General features: G+C 59.8%; 23 protein-coding genes and 1 tRNA gene. 14 read left to right on the top strand and 10 right to left on the bottom strand.

The genetic code is table 11. The features are described 5' to 3' along the window. Positions 1-71: 71 nt before the first annotated feature. From proB to rplU, 4 genes are all read right to left on the bottom strand, one after another. The gene (gene proB, locus NAT21_RS15230; RefSeq protein ID WP_250939765.1) at positions 72-1,220 is read right to left on the bottom strand and encodes a glutamate 5-kinase; all 1,149 of its coding nucleotides are present in this window, start codon (positions 1,218-1,220) and stop codon (positions 72-74) included. 15 nt (positions 1,221-1,235) lie between these two features. Next, positions 1,236-2,438: an Obg family GTPase CgtA gene (cgtA, locus tag NAT21_RS15225; RefSeq protein ID WP_250939763.1), complete on the bottom strand. Its 1,203-nt coding sequence runs from the start codon at positions 2,436-2,438 to the stop codon at positions 1,236-1,238. 84 nt (positions 2,439-2,522) lie between these two features. Then, the gene (rpmA, locus tag NAT21_RS15220) at positions 2,523-2,780 is read right to left on the bottom strand and encodes a 50S ribosomal protein L27 (RefSeq protein ID WP_250939761.1); all 258 of its coding nucleotides are present in this window, start codon (positions 2,778-2,780) and stop codon (positions 2,523-2,525) included. 36 nt (positions 2,781-2,816) lie between these two features. Then, on the bottom strand, positions 2,817-3,125 hold the full coding sequence (gene rplU, locus NAT21_RS15215) for a 50S ribosomal protein L21 (protein WP_250939759.1): 309 nt from the start codon (positions 3,123-3,125) through the stop codon (positions 2,817-2,819). Between the two features lie 257 nt (positions 3,126-3,382). On the opposite strand from rplU, the gene NAT21_RS15210 reads away from it, so the two are divergent. Both NAT21_RS15210 and NAT21_RS15205 read left to right on the top strand, forming a co-directional pair. Continuing rightward, a complete protein-coding gene (locus tag NAT21_RS15210) occupies positions 3,383-4,357 on the top strand; it encodes a polyprenyl synthetase family protein (RefSeq protein ID WP_250939756.1) in 975 nt (324 codons plus the stop codon). Positions 4,358-4,431: 74 nt separating this feature from the next. Then, a tRNA-Pro gene (locus NAT21_RS15205) sits at positions 4,432-4,508 on the top strand. Between the two features lie 614 nt (positions 4,509-5,122). Here the strand turns inward: NAT21_RS15205 and NAT21_RS15200 are convergent. Then, complete coding sequence (locus tag NAT21_RS15200) at positions 5,123-5,521, bottom strand: phage portal family protein (RefSeq protein WP_250939755.1); 399 nt, start codon at positions 5,519-5,521, stop codon at positions 5,123-5,125. Between NAT21_RS15200 and NAT21_RS15195 the strand changes: the two genes are divergently transcribed. From NAT21_RS15195 to nagE, 9 genes are all read left to right on the top strand, one after another. Beyond that, complete coding sequence (locus NAT21_RS15195; RefSeq protein WP_250939753.1) at positions 5,502-5,747, top strand: hypothetical protein; 246 nt, start codon at positions 5,502-5,504, stop codon at positions 5,745-5,747. The two genes, NAT21_RS15200 and NAT21_RS15195, sit on opposite strands and share 20 nt — an antisense overlap. 77 nt (positions 5,748-5,824) lie before the next feature. After that, complete coding sequence (locus tag NAT21_RS15190; protein ID WP_250939751.1) at positions 5,825-5,965, top strand: hypothetical protein; 141 nt, start codon at positions 5,825-5,827, stop codon at positions 5,963-5,965. Positions 5,966-6,118: 153 nt separating this feature from the next. Beyond that, positions 6,119-8,296: a sensor domain-containing phosphodiesterase gene (locus NAT21_RS15185; protein ID WP_250939749.1), complete on the top strand. Its 2,178-nt coding sequence runs from the start codon at positions 6,119-6,121 to the stop codon at positions 8,294-8,296. A gap of 190 nt (positions 8,297-8,486) precedes the next feature. Beyond that, positions 8,487-8,777 (top strand): type IV toxin-antitoxin system AbiEi family antitoxin, encoded by a 291-nt coding sequence (locus tag NAT21_RS15615; protein ID WP_350355183.1) that lies wholly within the window; start codon positions 8,487-8,489, stop codon positions 8,775-8,777. Then, positions 8,716-8,892: a replication endonuclease gene (locus tag NAT21_RS15180; RefSeq protein ID WP_250939747.1), complete on the top strand. Its 177-nt coding sequence runs from the start codon at positions 8,716-8,718 to the stop codon at positions 8,890-8,892. Before NAT21_RS15615 ends, NAT21_RS15180 begins: the two co-directional genes overlap by 62 nt. Positions 8,893-8,927: 35 nt before the next feature. Beyond that, entirely contained in the window at positions 8,928-9,947 is a 1,020-nt protein-coding gene (locus tag NAT21_RS15175; RefSeq protein ID WP_250939745.1) for an SIS domain-containing protein, read from the top strand. Positions 9,948-9,983: 36 nt separating this feature from the next. After that, positions 9,984-10,331, top strand: coding sequence for a PTS sugar transporter subunit IIA (locus NAT21_RS15170; RefSeq protein WP_250939743.1), 348 nt, complete (start codon positions 9,984-9,986; stop codon positions 10,329-10,331). An 8-nt stretch (positions 10,332-10,339) separates the two neighbouring features. Next, positions 10,340-12,538: a phosphoenolpyruvate--protein phosphotransferase gene (gene ptsP / locus NAT21_RS15165; RefSeq protein WP_250939741.1), complete on the top strand. Its 2,199-nt coding sequence runs from the start codon at positions 10,340-10,342 to the stop codon at positions 12,536-12,538. Continuing rightward, positions 12,535-14,238, top strand: a complete 1,704-nt coding sequence (nagE, locus tag NAT21_RS15160; RefSeq protein WP_250939738.1) for an N-acetylglucosamine-specific PTS transporter subunit IIBC — start codon at positions 12,535-12,537, stop codon at positions 14,236-14,238. Before ptsP ends, nagE begins: the two co-directional genes overlap by 4 nt. A 46-nt stretch (positions 14,239-14,284) precedes the next feature. On the opposite strand, the gene NAT21_RS15155 is transcribed toward nagE, so the two are convergent. Then, on the bottom strand, positions 14,285-14,500 hold the full coding sequence (locus tag NAT21_RS15155) for a hypothetical protein (RefSeq protein ID WP_250939736.1): 216 nt from the start codon (positions 14,498-14,500) through the stop codon (positions 14,285-14,287). Between the two features lie 219 nt (positions 14,501-14,719). On the opposite strand from NAT21_RS15155, the gene NAT21_RS15150 reads away from it, so the two are divergent. From NAT21_RS15150 to NAT21_RS15140, 3 genes are read left to right on the top strand one after another with little or no spacing between them, the layout of a single operon-like run. Continuing rightward, on the top strand, positions 14,720-15,127 hold the full coding sequence (locus tag NAT21_RS15150) for a ketosteroid isomerase-related protein (RefSeq protein ID WP_250939734.1): 408 nt from the start codon (positions 14,720-14,722) through the stop codon (positions 15,125-15,127). Then, positions 15,124-15,723, top strand: coding sequence for a GNAT family N-acetyltransferase (locus tag NAT21_RS15145; protein ID WP_250939732.1), 600 nt, complete (start codon positions 15,124-15,126; stop codon positions 15,721-15,723). Before NAT21_RS15150 ends, NAT21_RS15145 begins: the two co-directional genes overlap by 4 nt. Beyond that, positions 15,720-16,598, top strand: a complete 879-nt coding sequence (locus tag NAT21_RS15140; RefSeq protein WP_250939730.1) for a carbon-nitrogen hydrolase family protein — start codon at positions 15,720-15,722, stop codon at positions 16,596-16,598. The genes NAT21_RS15145 and NAT21_RS15140 overlap by 4 nt, the downstream gene beginning before the upstream one ends. Before the next feature lie 99 nt (positions 16,599-16,697). Here the strand turns inward: NAT21_RS15140 and NAT21_RS15135 are convergent, their stop codons facing one another. The 4 genes from NAT21_RS15135 to NAT21_RS15120 are packed head-to-tail and all read right to left on the bottom strand — an operon-like array spanning position 16,698 to position 21,978. Beyond that, the gene (locus NAT21_RS15135) at positions 16,698-16,958 is read right to left on the bottom strand and encodes a formate dehydrogenase subunit delta (protein ID WP_250939728.1); all 261 of its coding nucleotides are present in this window, start codon (positions 16,956-16,958) and stop codon (positions 16,698-16,700) included. A gap of 39 nt (positions 16,959-16,997) precedes the next feature. After that, positions 16,998-19,910 carry a formate dehydrogenase subunit alpha gene (fdhF, locus tag NAT21_RS15130; protein ID WP_250939726.1) on the bottom strand — a complete coding sequence of 971 codons (2,913 nt, stop codon included), beginning with the start codon at positions 19,908-19,910 and terminating at the stop codon, positions 16,998-17,000. Further along, positions 19,904-21,472: a formate dehydrogenase beta subunit gene (locus tag NAT21_RS15125; RefSeq protein WP_250939724.1), complete on the bottom strand. Its 1,569-nt coding sequence runs from the start codon at positions 21,470-21,472 to the stop codon at positions 19,904-19,906. Before NAT21_RS15125 ends, fdhF begins: the two co-directional genes overlap by 7 nt. Further along, the gene (locus tag NAT21_RS15120) at positions 21,472-21,978 is read right to left on the bottom strand and encodes a formate dehydrogenase subunit gamma (RefSeq protein WP_250939722.1); all 507 of its coding nucleotides are present in this window, start codon (positions 21,976-21,978) and stop codon (positions 21,472-21,474) included. The genes NAT21_RS15125 and NAT21_RS15120 overlap by 1 nt, the downstream gene beginning before the upstream one ends. Positions 21,979-22,054 lie beyond the last annotated feature (76 nt).

Below are 22,054 nucleotides of genomic sequence, written 5' to 3'. Positions count from 1 at the left end.
GGACAAGCTTAGCACTCGCATCGTCACAATGAAAGCCCGCAGACAGCCATTGCATGCCCTCAAACCACCCCTTACTGCCCGGCACCATCCAGCAGCACCAGGTTATTGCGGTGAATCATCTCATTGGCTTCTACAATGCCCAGTACGGACTCGACCCGGGCTGAAGACAAACCAATGATACGGCGGGCATCATCGGCATCATAGTTGACCAGCCCCTTTGCGATGCGCCTGCCAGCCTGGTCAACACAAACCACCAGATCACCTCGCCGAAACTGCCCCTGAACGTCACTTACGCCGACCGGCAGCAGGCTTGACCCCTTGTCGCTCAGAACAGCGACGGCGCCATCATCAATCACCAGTGTTCCCTGGCTCTTGAGTTGACCGGCCAGCCAGCGCTTGCGCGCCGCGATCGGGGCAAAATGCGGTTTAAGCAGCGTGCCCAGCACCTCTCCCTTCAACAGACGTGTCAGCACATCCGGCTGATGGCCACTGGCGATCACGGTCTGGGCACCGGAACGGGCAGCCAGCCTGGCTGCCCGAATCTTGGTTGCCATGCCTCCGCGCCCCAGCACACCACTACCACCAGCCACGGCGGCAATGGCCGGATCATCCGCCTCGCCTTCCGTAATCAGGGTCGCGTGCGGCTCGATGCGAGGATCGGCATCAAAGACGCCCTCCTGATCGGTCAGGATAACGAGCGCATCGGCTTCGAGCAGGTTAGTCACCAGTGCGGCCAGCGTATCGTTATCACCAAACCGGATCTCGTCGGTAACCACCGTGTCGTTTTCATTGATGATGGGCACCACATCAAACTCGTGCAGCGCCGTAATCGCCGAACGCGCATTCAGATAGCGACGGCGATTGGACAGGTCGGCATGGGTCAGCAGAATCTGGGCAGTCTGGCAGTCATGGCGCTCGAAGTGCACTTCATAGCACTCCACCAGCCGGGTCTGGCCGATGGCAGCCGCCGCCTGCAGCGCACCAAGCGAACTTGGGCGCCCCGGAAGGCCAAGGCGAGCAATGCCCGCTGCAACCGCTCCAGAGGAAACCAGCGTCACCTTGACGCCGCGGTAACGCAGCATGGCCATCTGATCCACCCACTGGCCAATGGATGCCTCGTCCAGTCCCTGACCATTATTGGTCAGAAGCGCGCTACCGATCTTGACCACCACATGCTGAACGCGTGTCAGCGCATCGCGTTCCGAACCCGCCTCACTCATTACCGGCTCTCCACGTCAGGGCACGTATTCCACGTCGACATCGTAATCGTTGTCGTCAAAGTCGTCGTCATCATCCGCAGCCTTTTCCGCCGCGCGGCGGTTTTTACTGCGCGTCATACGCTCCTCTGCACGAGCGACTTCCTCGGCCTCCATGCGGCGACGCATGTTCTGCTCGAGCTCGAAGGCTTCCTTGCTCTCGGATTCCAGCTGGCGCTGTTCGACCAGCCAGCGATGCACGGACTGAACCAGTGCATCGGTCCCTTCGCCACTGATGGCAGAAACCTCAAAGACCGGGCCATCCCATTCCAGCCGGGCCAGCACATCATCAATGATTGCACGACGCTCATCCGGGGGCAGCATCTCGCACTTGTTGAGCACCAGCCAGCGCGGTCGCTCAGCCAGTGCCGGAGAGAACAACTGCAGCTCACCGGCGATGATATCAATGATATCGACCGGGTCGGATTCATCGTAAGGTGCCACATCGACCACATGAAGCAGCAGGCGTGTCCGCGTCAGGTGCTTGAGGAACCGAAGCCCCAGGCCGGCACCCTCGGAGGCCCCCTCGATCAACCCGGGCACATCGGCCATGACAAAGTGCTCATGGGCACCCAGCTTTACTACACCCAGGTTCGGCACCAGGGTAGTAAACGGGTAATCCGCCACCTTGGGACGTGCCGCCGACACCGAGCGAATCAGGGTGGACTTGCCCGCATTCGGCATGCCCAGCAGCCCTACATCCGCCATCAGCTTGAGCTCGAGCCGCAGCTCGCGACGATCCCCTTCGGTGCCCGGCACGGTGCGTCGAGGCGCCCGGTTGGTTGACGACTTGAAGTGCATGTTCCCCAGCCCACGGCGCCCACCCTGAGCCACCTTGAGCTGCTGACCTTCCTCGGTGATATCACCGATGATTTCCAGCGTTTCAACATCAATGATCGTGGTACCGATCGGCACCTTGACCTCCAGATCGCCCCCCTGACGGCCACTCATCTGGCGGCCCTGGCCCGGCTGACCATTTTCGGCCTTGTAAAAGCGCTGGAACTTGAAATCGATCAGCGTATTGAGCGACTCATCACCCACCAGGATGACACTGCCGCCATGGCCTCCGTCACCACCGTCGGGCCCACCCTTGGGCACGTACTTTTCCCGGCGGAAACTCAGGCAGCCATTGCCCCCCTTGCCCGCCTCTACCGTGATCGAGGCCTCATCGACAAACTGCATGTCATTACTCCCGGCGTGTTTTTCGCCATACTACAAAAAAGCCCCGCCTGAGCGGGGCTTCTTCAACAAGCGTCATCAACGAAATCAGGCAGATTCAATGCTGACGAACTTGCGGTTTTTCGGTCCCTTGGTCTCAAACTTGACGTGACCGTCAGAAAGAGCAAACAGGGTATGATCCTTGCCGATACCTACACCAGTGCCGGCATGAAAGCGTGTACCACGCTGACGAACGATGATGCTGCCGGCAGTTGCTGCCTGGCCACCGAACAGTTTCACACCCAGACGTTTGGACTCGGAATCGCGACCGTTGCGAGTACTACCCGCCGCCTTCTTATGTGCCATGAGAACAGCCTCCTATAAAAGGTTGAACAACCCTGCTTACGCAGAGATGCCGGTAATCTTGACTTCAGTATACCACTGGCGGTGGCCCTGACGCTTCATGTGGTGCTTCCGGCGACGGAACTTGATGATGGTGACCTTGTCACCACGACCGTGGGAAACCACTTCAGCGCTGACCTTGGCGCCTTCAAGCAGCGGCGCACCGATCTGAACGTCATCGCCGCCGATCATCAGCACCTGATCGAACTCAAGGCTGTCACCGGTTGCCACTTCAAGCTTCTCGAGCTTGATGCGCTGGCCTTCCTTTACACGGTACTGCTTGCCGCCGCTTTTGATAATCGCGTACATGTCACTCTCCTTTACACTCATCCGGGAATCGCTTCTTTCATCGACCTGCGTCAAGTGGCGCCCCTTCCGGCAGCCATCTAACAGGGAGCAGTGATGAGTCGGGCGCGGATTATACACTCGACAAGCACCTTGACACAACAGAAAAGCTGAGTTATCTGCCCGGAGAGGCCTTTGCCTTGACGCCGGGGGGGTCCATGCCTAGCATACCGGCAACCTATGGCCCGTTAGCGGCCCCACCCTTGATGACAAGCCGAGTCATGCAGCCAAACGCTTTGCCGACCCATGCCCCGGTGGCCGAGGACTTCGCCGCCGTAGATCGCAGCATCCAGCAACAGCTCGCCTCCCGCGTTCCTCTTGTTCAAACCATCGGGCACTACATTGTTGAAAGCGGTGGAAAGCGCCTGCGGCCGCTGCTTGTATTACTGGCCGCCCGCGCCCTGAATTACGACGGTGACCGCCACATTCTGCTCGCCGCCCTGATTGAATTCATGCACACCTCCACTCTTCTGCATGATGACGTGGTCGATGAGTCAAGTCTCCGCCGAGGCAAGGCCACTGCCAACGATACCTGGGGTAATGCACCGTCGGTGCTGGTGGGTGACTTTCTCTATTCCCGCTCCTTCCAGATGATGGTGGACGTGGGATCAATGGAGATCATGGCAATTCTTTCTGCTGCCACGTCGACCATTGCTGAAGGCGAAGTCCTGCAGCTGACCAATATCGGTAACGCCGATATCGACGAGCAGGCCTACTACGACACCATTCAGGGCAAGACCGCCATGCTGTTTGAAGCGGCCTCCCACACCGGTGCCGTGCTGGCGGGGGCCACCGCCCGACAGGCAGAAGCCCTGAAACTATACGGTCGTCACCTTGGCATGGCTTTCCAGCTGATCGATGACCTGCTGGATTACGAAGGCAGCGCTGACGCCATGGGCAAGAACGTCGGGGATGATCTGGCCGAAGGCAAGCCCACCCTGCCGCTGATCCATGCCATGAGGGTAGCTCCCGAAGCGGATGCCCAGCTGGTACGTGATGCCATCCGGGAAGGTGGCCTGACCCATCTGGATGAAGTGGTCGGGATTGTTCAACGCTGCGGCGCACTGGACTATACCCGCGAGCAGGCCAACAAATGTGTTGCCCTGGCCCTGGAAGAACTCGAGCACCTGTCACCCTCGCCCTACCGGGACAGCCTTGCCCTGCTGGCCCACCAGGCGGTAGAACGCACCTCATGACAAGGGGTTGCATTTTTTATTTCAAGGCGTAAAATGCGCAGCGGCTGACGAACAGAATCACCTTGCAGCCGAATCGGAATATAGCTCAGCTTGGTAGAGCGCTGCCTTCGGGAGGCAGAGGTCGTAGGTTCGAATCCTGCTATTCCGACCACAGAATATTGAAAAACCGCTACTTACGGATCATACCGGGTGGCGGTTTTTTTATGGACAACTTCCAGGTTTCAAATAGTTCCATAGAACTTCCTTGCCCCTTCTTTTATGCAGGCGTATTGGTCACGCAACCAGGACCCGCACCGCTCCTTCTAAAACGCAAGGAATCACAAGGGAATCCAACCTGCCAAACCCCTTACGCCGCCCCAGTACTGCCATTATCTCAAACCACCTGCAGGGGTGCATGCAATAAAACCGCCTATATAGGCGGCCTGGAAATCTCATAGGATATGCAAGGATCTGGTAGCTATTGCTTATAGATTTCAATCCATGCAAAGAACAGTAGAAATACTGCCAGTATTAAACAGACAATACCTATTATCCGGCATCGCCGTAGGTGTTTACCCAAATCGTTTTTGTCACGGCCTGATTTGATAATTTCGTTTAGTGTATTTTGAACGCGAAAAGATTGAATCGTAGAACTTATGCCAACGACTAAAAAAATCACTCCCAAGACGGCCGTCATATCTTTCCCTGCAGGTTCTGGATGCGTTATTGGCAATCGCCTTATTTTTCATGCTGGTGAGCAGTCTATCGTTGAACAAAGATAGAAACCTAATCACGATCAAGAGTTGGCCTGCTGCTGATTCCCGCCCAACTCATACGGCCTGAGCCTGACCACTTCCCCCCAATGTTGTCGTTGATCTCCAGAAATACCGACTGCAACGGGTCCAGCTCATTGGCCACGAACACGCGGGTAATGTTACTTGCCGGCGAACTCGTCTTTCGCCGCGACCTCATGATCAGAGTGATTTGAACGCCGTCTTTCTTGCCGTTCGGGGAATGCAGAAACAGACTGCGGAAGTTGCCGACGCCCTTGGCGGTCTTGAACGCCTCCCGCATGGCGTCGATGTCCTCCTGGTTTTGCGCGGCGTCCGAGACGTACATCACAAAGCCCGCATGACTGCCATTGAGGTAGCGGCGGCGGAACAACGTGGCGTTTTCATTCAGCATGATTGACTGCGGTGAGGAACTCACGGCCAGCAGTATTGCTCTGCCCGGCGTCACCCTCACCCGCCGCGATGGCGAACAGCACCGTTACAGCCAGACCGATCGTGACAATTTTACCGGCGTGCGGGAATTATGGAACGATATCGCCGGCAGCAAACGGCAAATAGCCATTGCCGATGAGAGGGGAAAAATTCAAGGATCTGCGCGCCACCTACGCCTCCGAGGCTGACGCCCTCGAGGCCGCCAAGACAGAGGCGGGGCACCGCCACGTTCGAGCTGACACTGGCTCAAAGGCGCGCTGATCTCATGCCTGAAACGCCAGTGATGCTCAGCGGCTGGAAACCGGAGATCGATGGGGAAGAATGGCTGGTGACCGAAGTCGAGGACTCATTTGGAGAACACGGATACGGCACGCGAATACGCTGTGAGAAACGTGGTACCACGTAAACATGTCCCTGTTTTTGAAAAAAGACCCGATCAACCATACAAGACCATAAGCAGGGGTGCCGATAGATCATAAGTGCCAGCTACACTTTTTGCTTAGGCAATACGATTTGCTGCGGCGCATTCGATAACGACTCACTGGAACCTGTACCAGACATGACCTTCCCGATACCCGATGACGAAAATCGCCGACTGGACGTACTACAGCAGTATGACCTGATCGGTATCGAGCCGGAGACCTTTTTCCATAGGTTGGTCAATATGGCGGCTCGCATGTTCGACGTTCCTATCGCGCTGGTTACGCTGGTCGATCATGATCGGTTTCACTTCAAGGCTCAAACGGGCCTCGATATCTGCAGCGTTGATCGAGAAGACTCCTTTTGCGCGCACACCATCATGCAAAACGATGTCCTGACCGCGCCTGATGTTATTGAAGATGAGCGTTTCAAGCACAGCCCACTGGTGACAGGCCCGCCTCATATTCGGTTCTATGCCGGCGTACCGCTGACCTCACCAGAAGGGGTCACGATAGGTACCCTCTGCATTGCCGATCAGCTTCCCGGGAGGCAGCTCAGCGATAATGATCGAAAGAACATGCGCGACCTGGCCGTCATGGTCATGGATCGCATGGAGAAGCGCCGACTGGAAAACATGAAGCGCATGAGCCAGCAGCAACTCGATAACATCGCTCGAAGCCTGCCCAATGCCATTCTGTTTCTGGATACCAGTGGATGCATCACCTATTTGAACGAAGGCGCCCAGGCCATGTTCGGCGGGTTGGCCGGTGAACATGCCTCGTACCTGATACATGACGATGCACTGACCGATTTCCAGACCATATTGATCCGAGCCGTGAGCGGTCCGGGCAGTTACCGCTCCTTTTCCCTTGAGACGTCCTGCGTGAGAGAAGATGGCAGCACCTTCCCCGCAGAGCTGACCCTATCGGCGTCAAAGGACAGCCATCGAAAAAGCATTGTGGTGATCATTCGGGACATTACGGAGCGCAAGGAGCGCGAACAGCAGCTCACCTACATGGCAACACATGACTCCTTGACCGGACTGGCCAATCGAAGTAGTTGCACCGCTCAGCTGGATGATCTGCTTCAAAACAGCAGCGGCGTTATCGCCATGATCATGGATCTGGATGGCTTCAAGGAAGTCAACGACACGTTCGGCCATGCAATCGGTGATGAATTACTGCTTCAGGTTGCCACCCGGCTTCGAAGCGCATGCCCGAAAGCAGATTGTATCGCGCGCCTTGGCGGCGACGAATTCATCGTTGTCATTAATGATCGGGACGCGCAAAAAGCGCAGCAACTGGCTCGGCATGTGAATGAGGCGCTCTCGCCCCCCTATGACGTATCCCGCCACCGATGTCATATTGGTGTCAGCATTGGCATCGCCGTCGGCCCGGATCATGGTCAGGACTCAAGCAAACTGATTGCCGCAGCAGATCTGGCACTTTATCAGGTCAAGCGGTCGGGCAAGGGTGACGTCATGCTGTACGAATCCGGCATGCATGAGTCGATCCAGCAGCAAAAGGCATTTGCAGCAGAATTGCGCCGCGCATATGAAGAAAGCCAGTTCGAGCTTTATTATCAGCCGCAAGTCTCCACGAAAAGTAAACGACTGTGCGGGGTAGAAGCATTAATTCGGTGGCGCCACCCCAGGCGCGGTCTACTCACGCCCGCGTCCTTCATCGAGATACTGGGTCGCAAGCCCTGTGCAGAAAGTGTCGGCGACTGGATCATCCATACGGCATGCCAGCAGGCCGCTCGGTGGCGAACCATACATCCCGAGCTTCGTATCGGCATCAATCTGTTTGATGTGCAACTGGCCACGCCCCGCATTATTTCGGTGATACGTTCAGCGCTGGATACGTTCAAACTGCCTGCCGAAGCGTTGGAACTTGAGCTGGTCGAAACCATTATCCTGAAAAACGACAGTGCCAAGCTTGACGTACTCAAGAAACTGAAGGCTTTGGGCGTCCAGCTGGCCCTGGATGATTATGGGACGGGGTATGCCTCCCTGAGCATCCTCAAGGAGTACCCGGTAACGCGGATCAAGATCGACAAGAGCTTTGTTGAGGGGCTTCCCCACAGCAACTCCGACGTCGCCGTCGTGAAGGCGATGCTCGACCTCGGCACGAGCTTCGGGCTCGATATCATTGCTGAAGGTGTTGAAGAGCAATCACAGTTCAACTTTCTGCGAGAACATCATTGCCCGGAGGTTCAGGGATACCTGTTCGGCAAGCCCTTGCCGGCAGAGGAGTTCGAAGCAATGTTTATTACGCGGCAGGGGGAATCCATTACCGAGCGCACCAGCCCATTGTGATCATGATGCTAGCAAGGCCAACGCACTCAAGGTCACCGAAACGGATGCCGAGAAACAGGCTTTGGCACTGCCCACCAACGTGCTGACACGAACAGGCGCCCGACAAGCTATCGAACGGGGCTTATCGAACGCCGGGTGCAAGGGTACGCCGCGAAGCTGGCTCCGAAGCTGCTGTTCCGCCAGTTCCTGGATGAGACACCAGATTGGCGGGGGGGGGGGGACCGGAGAGGTCGAAAGCCTGGACGGTGTATGGGGCGGCGAGGTCGCTGCACGCGAATACACCCACTACTTGCAGTCCCATATCCCAGCGCTTTACGTGCCTGACGACATAAGAGCAACCCTCATGCAACGCCGCAGATTGCGTCAGGCCCCTAAAGCAAGCCTCGTGGACATGATGATAATAAAACGGATTGCCTGGAGTGAGCGCGACCCACTGGCACCTGTTGCCGTGGATGAAGCAGGAAGAGCTCGACACCGTTAACGACGTGTTCAAGGCCTGTACGCTGGCTGATTCCCCCGATGAGCCGGGCGCACCACACAGACGCCATTTATCAACCATGGCCATCTCGAGTGACTACCAGGCCGGACCTCTGTAAGGTCATGCTTATAAATTGATCATTCCGGAGGCCCCATGTCCCTGATGCTGAATGAAGCCCTGAGTGCACCGAGTGTTCTCCGTACCCAGTGGCATCAGAACCAGGCCCGTGTCGCGGCCCTGGCAAAGGCGCTGCTCGCCGCCCCACCCAGAAGCATTCTGACGGTGGCGCGTGGCAGCTCTGATCACGCGGCAGCCTTTTTCGGCTATCTGGCGATGAAACATCTGGGCTGTCCCGTGGCCTCCCTGCCGCCATCCCTCAGTACCGAGCGCGCTGCCCCATGGCGTGTAACGGATCAACTGGCGATTGCCTTTTCACAATCGGGTGAAAGCCCGGACCTGATCACCACCCAGCGCGCTCTGGCGCTGGGTGGCGCCCGCACACTCGCTCTGATCAATGCCGAGAACACGCCGCTGGCCGCTGCCAGCGACCAGACCCTGCCCCTGCATGCCGGCAGGGAGGAAAGCGTGGCGGCAACCAAGAGTTATCTGGCAACGCTGGCCGCCGGAGCGCACCTGGTCGGCGCCTGGGCCGAAAATGCCGCATTGCTTGACGCACTGGAAGCCCTTCCGGCTCGCCTGGAAGAGGCCGCAGCCCTGAACTGGCAGCCGGCCATCGACACCCTGAAACAGGCCGACCGCCTGCTGGTAATTGGCCGGGGCAGCGGCCTGGCTGTTGCACAGGAAGCAGCGCTGAAGTTCAAGGAAACCTGCGGTATTCAGGCAGAAGCCTTCAGTGGCGCCGAAGTCCGCCACGGCCCCATGGCGCTGATTGAGCCCGGTTACCCGGTGATGATTTTTGCCCCTCAAGGGCCGGAACAGACGGGGCTGCTGGCACTGGCCGACGACCTTGAGAGCATGGGGGCCCGGGTCATGCTGGCCGCCGACGATCATGGCGGCACCAGTCACCTGCCGGTGGCGGATGCGGGCCACGAGGATCTGCAGCCACTGTCGATCATTCAAAGCTTCTACAGCATGGCCGCTGCACTGGCCGAAGCCCGAGGAAGCAATCCGGACCAGCCCAGACACCTTCGCAAGGTGACCCGTACTCGCTGAAACCGTAGAACCAACAACAATAACGAGGACATGTCCATGCCTGCCTTTTTTGAACTTGTCGCGCCTATTGATGGCGTGGTGATCCCGCTGCAGGAAGTGCCTGATCCGGTCTTTGCCGAAGGCACCCTCGGCCCCGGCGTGGCGCTCGACCCGCTGGGCGATACGCTTCATGCGCCCTGCCATGGCCGCATCATTCAATGTGCCCGCACGCGCCACGCGATTACCCTGCGCGATGAACAGGACTGTGAATGGCTATTACATCTGGGGCTAGATACGGTCGAGTTGAACGGCGAAGGCATCGAGCTACTGATCAGTCACGATGACGAAGTTCACAGCTCTGCCGGTTTGACGTCGACTATCTGGCGCGCCATGCACGAGCATTGATCACCCCCATGATTCTGACCGCCCCGGTGGGTTGGGCCCTTGAGCTGCTACCCGCCCCTGGCGATATCGTTCGACAGGGCGAGCCGCTGTTTCGGCTGGCACTGAGTGAAGAGGCGCCGCCGGGGGCCGCGCCCTCCTCCACGCCGGGGCAGACCAGCACCCGCACCGTCACCGTCGCGCTGGAACATGGCCTGCATGCTCGCCCCGCCGCGCGACTACGGCGCATTGCCAGTCAGCACCAGGTCACACTGACACTGGCCACCGATGATCATCCACCGATCGACAGCGCCAGCCTGAGCGGTCTGTTGAACATGGGAATCCTGTGCGGCACGGATGTCACATTGACCGCAGCAGGCTATCAGGCCAGTACGGCACTGGACGCCGCCGTCCATCTCCTGGGCCAGCCTGATACTACCCTCGGGCCGGAAGCACCGGCCGAAGCAGACCACGCAGTGTCAGCCGATACGACAGCCGCCGGACAGTACACCGGCCTGCCCGCCAGCCCGGGGCTCATCATCGGCCCGCTGGTCACCCTGAGCCCTGCCCTGCCGAATGTTCCCGAGCGGGGCGACACGCCGGACAGGGAACGTGCGGCACTGGACAAGGCCATTCGTCAGGCCCGGGATTCACTGGCCCGAGCCATGACCACGGCCAGTCAGGCCGGACGCCAGGAAGAAGCCGATGTCTTTGAGGCGCACCGTGCATGGCTTGACGACCCGACACTGCTCGCAGCTGCCCACAGGCATATTGACGATGGCTTTGGCGGCGGCGAGGCGTGGCGCCGCGCACTTGATGCCGAGGCCGCCACGCTGGCCGCGAGCCTCAACCCGTTGCTGGCCGCCCGCGTGAACGATCTTCGCGACCTGCAGCAGCAGGTCATGCAGCATTTTGCCACCTCGGCCCCTTCTCAGGCCCCGCTGCCACCAGGGGCTATTTTAATCAGTCACGACATGACGCCATCAGCCTTTGCCGCCATCGCCCAGAGTCTTGGCGGGCTGTGTCTGGCCGCCGGCGGGACAACCTCGCATGTGGCCATCATGGCGCGGGCCAGGGGGCTGCCCTGCATCGTGGCCTGTGGAGAAGCGCTGTTGCAGGCCAGGGGGGAGCGCGCCTGTCTCGATGCGGAGGCAGGAATACTTGAAAGCACCCCGACACCGGAACGCCTGGAAGCGCTGGAGCGGCAACTGAGCGCACAACAGGATGCGCGGGAACGCATCGCTCGGCATGCCCACCAGCCCGCCACCACCCGAGATGGTCACACCGTTCAGGTGGCAGCCAATATCGGCTCTGCCGAAGAAGCGGCGCTGGCGGCCGCCCATGGCGCCGACGGCATTGGCCTGTTTCGCAGCGAGCTGCTGTTTCTGGAGCGCGATGCAGCACCGAGCGCCCCGGAGCAGCAGACGGTCTACACCACGGTGGTGCAGGCAATGGAAGGTGCTCCGGTCATCATTCGTACTCTGGATATCGGAGCAGACAAACAGTTGCCCTACCTGACGCTGCCCGAGACTCCCAACCCGGCGCTGGGCATCCGTGGGGTACGGCTATGGGCGCATGAGCCCGAACTGCTCGATCAGCAGCTTGACGCCCTGCTGCTGGCCGCACGAGACACCCGACCGCCACACGGTCCACCGACCCTGCGTATCATGGTGCCGATGATCAGCGATGTGGCCGAATTCATGACGATCAAGACACGGCTGGCTGAACGGGCAGGAGCACTGGAGATTGATGCACTGCCGGAGCTGGGCGCCATGATCGAAGTGCCCTCTGCCGCACTGAGCCCGGGTCTGGCCCGAGCCGCGGACTTTCTGTCAATCGGTACGAACGATCTTGCTCAGTACACCCTGGCAATGGACAGGGAGTCTCCCGCTCTGGCAGCGCGTATGGATGTACTGCACCCGGCGGTACTTCGATTGATCAAGCTGTGTATTGAAGGAGCCCATGGCCACTGCCCGGTGGGGGTCTGCGGCGCATCCGCCAGTGACCCGCTGGCCGCGGCGGTGCTGGTAGCGCTTGGCATCGACGAGCTGTCGGTCGAACCTGCGCGTATCGGCACCATCAAGGATGGCCTGCGGCAACTGAACGTTTCCGGTCTTGCAGCCCTGCTGCCTGACCTGCTGACCATGGACAGCGCCGAGGCGGTCCGACAGACCGTTTCAGCGCATCTGGCAACGACAAAAACAACATCTTCCCGGGAGGGCCTCGAATGAGCACCACACCTGGTTCCCGCATCATGGGCGGACTTCAACTGCTGGGCCGCTCACTGATGCTGCCCATCGCCGTTCTGCCGGTCGCGGGTCTGCTGCTGCGCCTTGGCCAGCCGGACCTGCTGGATATCGCCTTCATTGCCAATGCCGGTAATGCCATCTTCAGCCAGCTGGCGCTGATCTTTGCCATCGGGGTAGCCGTGGGGCTGGCCGAGGACAATAACGGCGCCGCCGGACTGGCCGGCACCATCGGCTATCTGGTACTGAACGCCGTACTGAATACCCTTGATCCCGACATCAACATGGGCGTGCTGTCCGGCATCATCATGGGGAGCGTGGCAGGGCTGTTGTACAACCGCTATCGCACCATCACGCTGCCGGATTATCTGGCCTTTTTCGGTGGCCGACGCTTTATCCCCATCGCGACCGGGCTGGCAGGGGTCTTGCTGGGCGTCGGGTTCGGCTATGCCTGGCCTCCCATCCAGTACGGCATTGATCAACTGGGGCAGTGGCTGATCGACGCCGGCGAGGCAGGACTCTTTGTCTACGGCGTACTGAACCGCCTCCTGATCGTTACCGGACTGCATCACGTGCTGAACAGCCTGGTCTGGTTCGTTTTCGGCAGCTACGACGGCGTGACCGGTGATCTGAACCGGTTCTTTGCCGGGGACCCAACGGCAGGCAGCTTCATGACCGGCTTTTTCCCGGTAATGATGTTCGGTCTGCCGGCGGCGGCGCTGGCCATGTACCACGCTGCGCCCCGGGCGGCCCGTGCCCGGGTGGGCGGACTGTTGCTGTCACTGGCGCTGACCGCCTTTCTGACCGGCGTCACCGAGCCGATCGAATTCACCTTCATGTTTCTGGCCCCGGTACTGTATGGCGTGCATGCCGTAATGACAGGTATCTCGATGGCCGTCATGCATGCCCTTGGCGTCAAGCTGGGCTTCACCTTTTCGGCCGGGGCGTTCGACTATGCGCTGTCCTATGGCCTGTCGACCCGAGGCTGGCTGTTGATTCCAGTGGGGCTTGTGTATTTCGCGCTGTATTACGCCATTTTCAAATGGGCAATCACACGTTTCAATCTGCCCACCCCTGGCAGGGAGCCGGAGGCAGCCACCACGTCCACAGCCGAGGAACCGGCCCCCACGCAGGCACGTGGTGATGCCTTCGTTAGCGCGCTGGGCGGAGCCGATAACATCATCCGCGTAGGTGCATGTACGACACGACTGAGGCTGGTCATGGTCGATCATGACGCCATCGACGAGACGGCCCTTAAAGCGCTGGGGGCTCGCGGCATGCTCAAGCTGCAGGGCAACGGCCTGCAGGTCATTCTGGGCCCTGTCGCGGATCAGGTGTCGGACGACATTCGAACGGCACTGCCGGGCGCCCGCAGCGCCATGCCGTTGCCGGAACCCGCACCGGTGGATAGCCACCCTCGCCAGGCAACGGCTGGCCGTACGGTTACATCAGACACAGTGGACCGCGAAGGCTGGATGGCTGCACTGGGGGGTGTGGATAACATAACCAGGCTGACGTCGGTTGCCACCACGCGCCTGCGCATCGAAACCCGTCGGCCCGAGGCCATCGATGAGGCCGCCCTGCGTACGCTGGGCGCTCGGGGGATTCATCACACGACACCTCATGTCATGCATATCGTGATGGGTGCACAGGCCGAGGCTCTGGCTGACATTCTGGCACCATGAGACCTGCCAGAAGGAGCGCTCTGGCGCTCCTCCTGCATGGCCTGCATCAGGGCCTGGAGGAATCGGCACGTTTCTTCAGCCGACGGTTGCGCTGATACCGCCGAGCCAGCGCCACGCCCAGCGCCGCTGAAAGCATCAGCGCCAGCGTGATCCCCTGCGCGGGACGTACCATGCCTTCAGGCAACCAGGTATCAAAGGCAATAATCAATACAAAGCCGACCGCCTGAGAGGCGATGGCAATACTGCGAAGCCGGTCCTGCACGCGGATGCTCCCCTGATGATGACAAGGACGGCCCGATACGGACACATCGTGTGAATCCCGTATGCTACCAGCAAGCAAGGCGACACATCAGGCCCGTCGGTGCCAGTTGCGACAACCTCATGCTCGATTTTGCCAACAAGGCCCCGCCCTGCTTTCGCCCCACCACCCGGACTGTCTACTATCGACATTTTGGCTCGCGCACTTCAGGAGAGTTTTCCCATGCATCAGGCCACTACTCAGCTGCTGCAACGTTACTACGACGCCTTCAATGCCGGAGACATGGACACCTTCCTGTCATTGCTGACCGATGATGTCATTCACGACATCAATCAAGGTGGCCGCGACATCGGCAAGCCGGCCTTTGCAGCGTTCATGCAGCGGATGAACCGCAATTACCGGGAAACCATCGTGGACCTTTCGATCACCACGAACGAGAAAGGCGACCGCGCGGCCGTCGAATTCACGGTCGAGGGGCAGTACCTGGCGACCGATGACGGCCTGCCCGAGGCGCACGGCCAGACCTACCGGCTGCCGGCAGGTGCCTTCTTCGAGATTCGGGATGACCAGGTAGCGCGGGTGACCAACTACTACAACCTGGAAGACTGGATTGCCCAGGTCTCCGCATGATGACCAGGCTGACCTTCAGGCGCCTGTCCGGCGAGGCGCTGCACCCGTTCATCCCGGAGCTGGCCCGGTTACGCATGCAGGTATTTCGTGACTTCCCCTACCTGTACGAAGGCGACCCGGACTACGAAACCCGCTATCTGCAAACCTATACTGAAGCGCCGCACAGCGTGATCGTGCTGGCCCTTGAGGGTGACAGGGTAGTCGGTGCGTCAACCGGGCTGCCGCTGTGTCATGAAACGGCCGACGTTCAGCGGCCCTTTCATGAGGCAGGCTACAGCATTGACGATATATTTTACTGTGGTGAATCCGTACTGCTTGCCGAATATCGCGGCCAGGGAGCGGGCGTGGCGTTTTTCCAGCAGCGTGAAGCGCACGCGCGCGAGATCGGTGGCATGACCCGTTCATGCTTCTGCGCCGTGGAGCGTCCCGCGACACACCCAGCACGCCCTGCCACCTACCAGCCGCTGGATCAGTTCTGGCATCATCGGGGCTATGAAAAACACCCCGAACTTGCCACGCATTTCAGCTGGAGGGACCTCGGGGAGGCACAGGAAACCCTCAAACCCATGACCTTCTGGATGAAATCCCTGCCATGAGTGCGTTTACGCTGGCAACGGCCCAGTACGATATCGGTTTCTTTACACACTGGGATGAGTTTGCCGACAAGCTGGAACGCTGGGTTGCCGATGCCGCACAACGCGGCGCCAGCCTGCTGGTATTTCCGGAGTATGGGAGCATGGAACTGGCCTCGGTGTTCGGCAAGGCTGTGTACAGTGATCTGCACCACCAGCTTCAGGCCATGCAGACCCTGCTGGCGAAGTGGCATGCACTGCACCATAGTCTGGCACGCCGCCATAATGTGCTGATTCTGGCCAGCTCCTTCCCGACCGCAGAGCAGGATGGTCGTATCGTCAACCGCGCCACGCTGTTCGGGCCTGAAGGCCGGCTGGGCCATCAGGACAAGCTCATGATGACCCGCTTTGAAAACGAGCAGTGGCATATCAGCAGCGGCAGGCGCATCGAGGTCATCGATACCGATCTCGGCCGTATTGGCATACAGATCTGCTACGACTCGGAATTTCCCATGATTGCGAGCCGACAGGTGGCCGCCGGCGCCGAGCTGCTGCTGGTGCCAAGCTGCACCGACACCAGAGCGGGCTTTCATCGGGTGCGCATTGGCTGCCAGGCACGAGCACTTGAACAGCAGTGTTATGTGGTGCAGTCACCGACCATCGGTCATGCCCCTTGGTCAGAGGCCGTGGATATCAATACCGGTCGTGCCAGCGTTTACACGCCCGTGGATCATGGCTTTCCCGATAACGGCATTCTGGCAGAAGGCACTGACGATGAAGCCGGATGGGTTCTGGCACGCATTGACCTGCGTGAGGTCGCCCGCATTCGCGCTGAAGGCCAGGTGTTTAACCACCGCGACTGGCCGGCACAATTTGCGCTGTCAGGGCCTGCCGCCTGAGGGCATGTCTCTCGACCCGCACTGCCGGCAAGGCAGGCGATGCAGGAATGAAAAAGGCCACCTCCGGGTGGCCCTTGTTTCATCATGAGTCAGGGTCGGTCAGCCCGCATCGGACGTATCGGACCAATCCCTTACTTCATCGGACATGTTCCTGAGCCGCATCACCGCGAGCAGGGAAACCGGCTCCAGTGCGCCTCCATCGTTCTCTGCATAGTCGATGATCTGCTGCTTCATCCGGCGGGCCCAGAATTTCTTGAGGTGCATCGCGACCGCTTCGGCCGCGAGTGCATCTTCGCCATGATGACGATTGTTGATGCTGATCTGATTCACCATCCTGACCAGCGTATCCATTTCATCCATGCAAGGTATTCTCCTGTGACATCGCCCGTGAAACGGCGCTCACTTGAGCGCCACCTCCCCCGCATCGGCATGATCCAGATACCGTTGCTGCTGTTCATCGAACTGCTGGAACCGCTGCTGCCAGTCAGAGGGCTGCGTGACCTTTTCGACCTGAACCGCCGTCACCTTGTATTCGGGACAGTTGGTAGCCCAGTCCGAGTTATCCGTGGTAATCACGTTGGCGCCGCTACCCGGATGGTGGAACGTGGTATACACCACCCCCGGAGCCATGCGGTCGCTGACACGACAGCGTAGTACGGTATGCCCTACGCGACTGCGAATACCCAGCCAGTCGCCATCCTTCAGGCCACGGTCTTCGGCATCCGTCGGATGAATTTCCAGTACGTCTTCCTCATGCCAGGCACTATTGGCGGTACGGCGCGTCTGCGCTCCAACGTTGTACTGGCTGAGAATCCGCCCGGTCGTCAGCAGCAGCGGATAACGTCGATTGACACGCTCCTCGGTAGCCACGTACTCGGTAATGGCGAAATTTCCCTTGCCAATCGGAAAGTCCACGCCATGCATCGTCGGCGTGCCGATCGGATAATCATCGTTGCACGGCCACTGAATGCTGCCCAGGGTGTCAAGCTTGCTGTAATTCACCCCGGTAAACGTCGGTGCCAGCTGCGCGATCTCGTCCATGATTTCAGACGGATGACTGTAGTTCATGGGATAGCCGAGCGCATTGGACAACGCCTGCGTCACTTCCCAGTCTTCCATGCCCGCCACGGGTGCCATGACGCGCCGGACGCGGTTGATGCGACGCTCCGCATTGGTGAAGGTGCCGTTTTTCTCGAGGAAGGTAGCACCTGGCAACAGTACGTGGGCGTACTTGGCCGTTTCGTTCAGAAAGATATCCTGAACGATCAGGCAATCCAGCGCGGAAAGCGCTGCTTCGACGTGCTGGGTGTTCGGATCCGACTGGGCAATGTCTTCACCCTGTACATACAACGCCTTGAAGGTACCGGCTACGGCGGCATCAAACATGTTGGGGATACGCAGGCCCGGCTCGTCATCCAGCGTGGTATTCCATACCCGCTCGAAGCGCTGACGCACCTCGGTATCGGCCACATGCTGATAGCCTGGCAGCTCATGGGGGAAGGAGCCCATGTCACATGACCCCTGCACGTTGTTCTGACCGCGCAACGGATTCACGCCAACCCCTTCCCGTCCGATATTGCCGGTGGCCATCGCCAGGTTTGCGATCGCCATGACGGTGGTAGAGCCCTGACTGTGCTCGGTCACGCCCAGCCCGTAATAGATGGCGCCATTGCCGGCCGTGGCGTACTTGCGCGCAGCCGTGCGCACTAGCGCTGCAGGCACCCCGGTTTCAGACTCGGAGGCCTCCGGCGCATGGCGCTCTTCCTGAATGAACGTGCGCCACTTTTGATAGCCCTCGGTGCCGCAGCGGCTGGCCACGAACGCTTCGTCTTCAAGTCCTTCGGTAATCACCACGTGCGCCAGCGCGTTGACCAGTGCCACGTTGGTGCCGGGCTTGAGGGCCAGATGCAACCCCTTCTCGGCGTGCGGCGTTTTCAGAAGATCGATGCGGCGCGGGTCGGCCACGATCAGATCAGCACCCTCACGCAGGCGGCGCTTCATCAATGAGGCAAACACCGGGTGTGCATCCGTTGGGTTGGCACCAATCACCAGGATCGTATCGGCCTTCATGACGGAATCGAACGTCTGGGTACCTGCCGACTCACCCAGCGTGGTCTTGAGGCCATAACCGGTCGGCGAGTGGCAGACACGGGCACAGGTGTCGGTATTGTTGTTGCCGAACGCTGCGCGAATCAGTTTCTGAACCAGATAGGTTTCTTCGTTGGTGCAGCGTGAAGAGGTAATACCCCCCACGCTGTCACGTCCGTATTTTTCCTGAATGTCCTTCAGCCGCTTCGCCGAGAACGAGAGCGCCTCCTCCCAGGACACCGCGCGCCACGGCTGATCGATCGAGTCGCGGATCATCGGCTCACGGATACGGTCCTTGTGGGTGGCATAGCCGAAGGCGAAGCGCCCCTTGACGCAGGAGTGGCCGTGATTGGCATCACCGCCCTTGTACGGCACCATGCGAATCAACTTGTCACCCTTCATCTGGGCTTCAAACGAACAGCCGACACCACAGTAGGCGCAGGTGGTGACCACACTGTGCTCGGGCACACCCTCATCGATAACGCTCTTTTCCATCAGCGTGGATGTCGGGCAGGCCTGCACGCAGGCGCCGCAGGACACGCACTCGGAGTCCATGAAGGGCTCGTTCTGTCCGGCAGACACCATGGAACCGAACCCGCGACCGTCGATGGTCAGAGCGAATGTGCCCTGCACTTCGCCACAGGCACGCACGCAGCGCGAACAGACGATGCACTTGCTGGGATCGAAGCTGAAATACGGGTTGGAATCGTCGATTTTGGCATCGAGGTGATTGGCACCTTCATACCCGTAGCGCACTTCACGCAGGCCGACTGCACCGGCCATGTCCTGAAGCTCGCAATCACCGTTGGCGGGACAGGTCAGACAGTCCAGCGGGTGATCGGAAATATAAAGCTCCATGATGTTGCGGCGCAGTTTGGCAAGCTTGCCGTTCTGCGTGGTAACCGACATGCCTTCGCTGACCGGGGTCGTACAGGAGGCCGGGTAGCCTCGACGCCCTTCGATTTCCACTGCACACAGACGACAGGAGCCGAAGGCCTCCATGTTGTCAGTCGCACACAGTTTGGGCACCGTGATTCCGGCCAGCGCGGCGGCGCGCATGACCGACGTGCCTTCCGGCACGCTGATTTCGACGCCATCGATCACCAGACCGATCGCCGTCGTTGAGGTGCTCCCCGGGGTCCCCAGGTCGCGATCAAATAACGTGGGGTCGTAGCTGTTGACCTGGCCTGCAAGGTACTGCTTGGGATCAAAATGGTTCAGCATGGTATGCCTCCCGCCACCCGGGCGTGTCGCGGTGTCAAATCGTCAGGGAAATGCTCCATTACACTCTGCACCGGGAACGGCGTCATGCCGCCCATCGCACACAGCGAGCCATCGACCATGGTTTCACACAGCTCACCGAGCAATGTGAGATTCATGTCGGCATTTTCACCGGCACGAATGCGATCGATGACTTCTACACCGCGTACGGCCCCGATGCGGCACGGCGTACACTTGCCACAGGATTCAACCGTGCAGAACTCCATTGCAAACCGGGCCTGATCGCCCATGTCGACCGTGTCGTCAAACATTACAACGCCACCATGCCCCACTACCCCGCCAAACGCGGCAAAGCCTTCGTAGTCCAGCGGATTATCCCACTGACTTTCCGGCAGGTAGGCCCCGAGCGGGCCACCGACCTGGACCGCCTTGAGCGGGCGTCCACTCAACGTACCGCCCCCAAAATCCTCCATCAGCGAGAGCAGGCTGATGCCGAATGCCAGCTCGACCAGCCCGCCACGTTTCACATTGCCCGCCAGCTGTATGGCCAGCGTTCCACGGGAACGACCCATGCCGTAATCGGCGTAGGCCTGCCCCCCCTGATCCAGAATAAAGGGCACGGCAGCGAACGACAGCACGTTGTTAACGACCGTTGGACGACCAAACAGACCTTCGATGGCCGGCAGCGGCGGCTTGGCACGCACCAGACCACGACGTCCTTCCAGGCTTTCAAGCAGGGAGGTTTCCTCGCCGCAGATATATGCTCCGGCCCCCAGCCGAACTTCCAGATGGAAGGCCTTGTCGGTGCCCAGCAGGTTGTCGCCCAGATAGCCGGCTTCGCAGGCACGGGCAATGGCGTTATTGAGGATGGTATGCGCCAGCGGGTACTCGGAACGCAGATAGATATAGCCCTGGTCCGCGCCCACGGCGAGACCGGCAATGGTCATGCCCTCGATCAGCATATACGGATCGCATTCCATCACCAGACGATCGGCAAAGGTCCCCGAGTCGCCTTCATCGGCATTGCAGACAATATATTTCTGGCCGGGCGCTTCGTCATGAACGGTCTGCCACTTGATGCCGGTCGGGAAGGCGGCGCCACCGCGGCCACGCAGCCCGGAGGTCTTCACTTCGTCGACAATGGACTGACCGTCACGTGCCAGTGCGGCCCTGAGACCATGGAAGCCGCGCAGTGAGGTGTAATCCTCAAGCGAGAGGGGGTCAATGATGCCGATGCGGGAAAAGGTCAGTCGCTGCTGCTGCTTGAGGTAGGCGATTTCCTCGGTCAGCCCGAGTGCCAGCTCATGATCCTGCCGCCCGTCGAACAGTCCAGACTCCACAAGGCTGTCTACCGCGCCGGGCATTACCGGGCCAAAGGCTACCCGACCGTCCGGAGTATCGACCTCGACCAGCGGCTCCAGCCAGAACAGGCCGCGCGAGCCGTTACGCACGATACGAACATCCACGGAGCGCGACGCTGCCGCACGCGCGATGTGCTCTGCGACCCGGTCAGCCTGCAGGGCACGTGCCGTGGTATCACTGGGTACATAAACGGTTATTGCCATTATTTCACCTCCACGACAGTCGTCGTCAGCTCGTCGGCCAGCTCATCAAACCGGGCTGGCGTAACGCGCCCGTGAACATCGTCATTGATGCGAATGGAGGGGCCACAGGCGCAATTGCCAAGACAGTAAACCGGCTCCAGCGTGAACTCATGATCCGGCGTTGTCTGATGGTAATCCACCTTCAGGGACGCCTTGATATGTGCTTCAAGCTGCCGGCTTCCGACAGCCTGACAGGCTTCGGCGCGACAGACATGAATAACGCTTCGACCGGCCGGCCGGGTTCGAAAATGGTGATAGAAGCTGATGACCCCGTGCACATCGGCGCGGGTGCAGCTCAGCGTCTCGGCAATGAGTGGCACCGCACCATCGGGAATATGTCCGAAACGATCCTGAAGCGCATGGAGGGTGGGCAGCATGGCGCCGGGCATCGACTTGTGGTCGTCGATCACTTCCTGGATCAGCGCCGGCGTCCAGGCACCGGCGGCTGGCGAGCTGGTAGTAGACATGACCTGGTTGCCTCATCAAGTAGTCGAACGTGTCGGACGGGGTCAGACGACCGGCAGCATGTGTTCGAACGTCGTA

Origin of the sequence: Larsenimonas rhizosphaerae (assembly GCF_023700005.1) — a bacterium.
Lineage (GTDB): Bacteria > Pseudomonadota > Gammaproteobacteria > Pseudomonadales > Halomonadaceae > Larsenimonas > Larsenimonas rhizosphaerae.
This window is presented reverse-complemented; position numbering and strand designations above follow the sequence as displayed.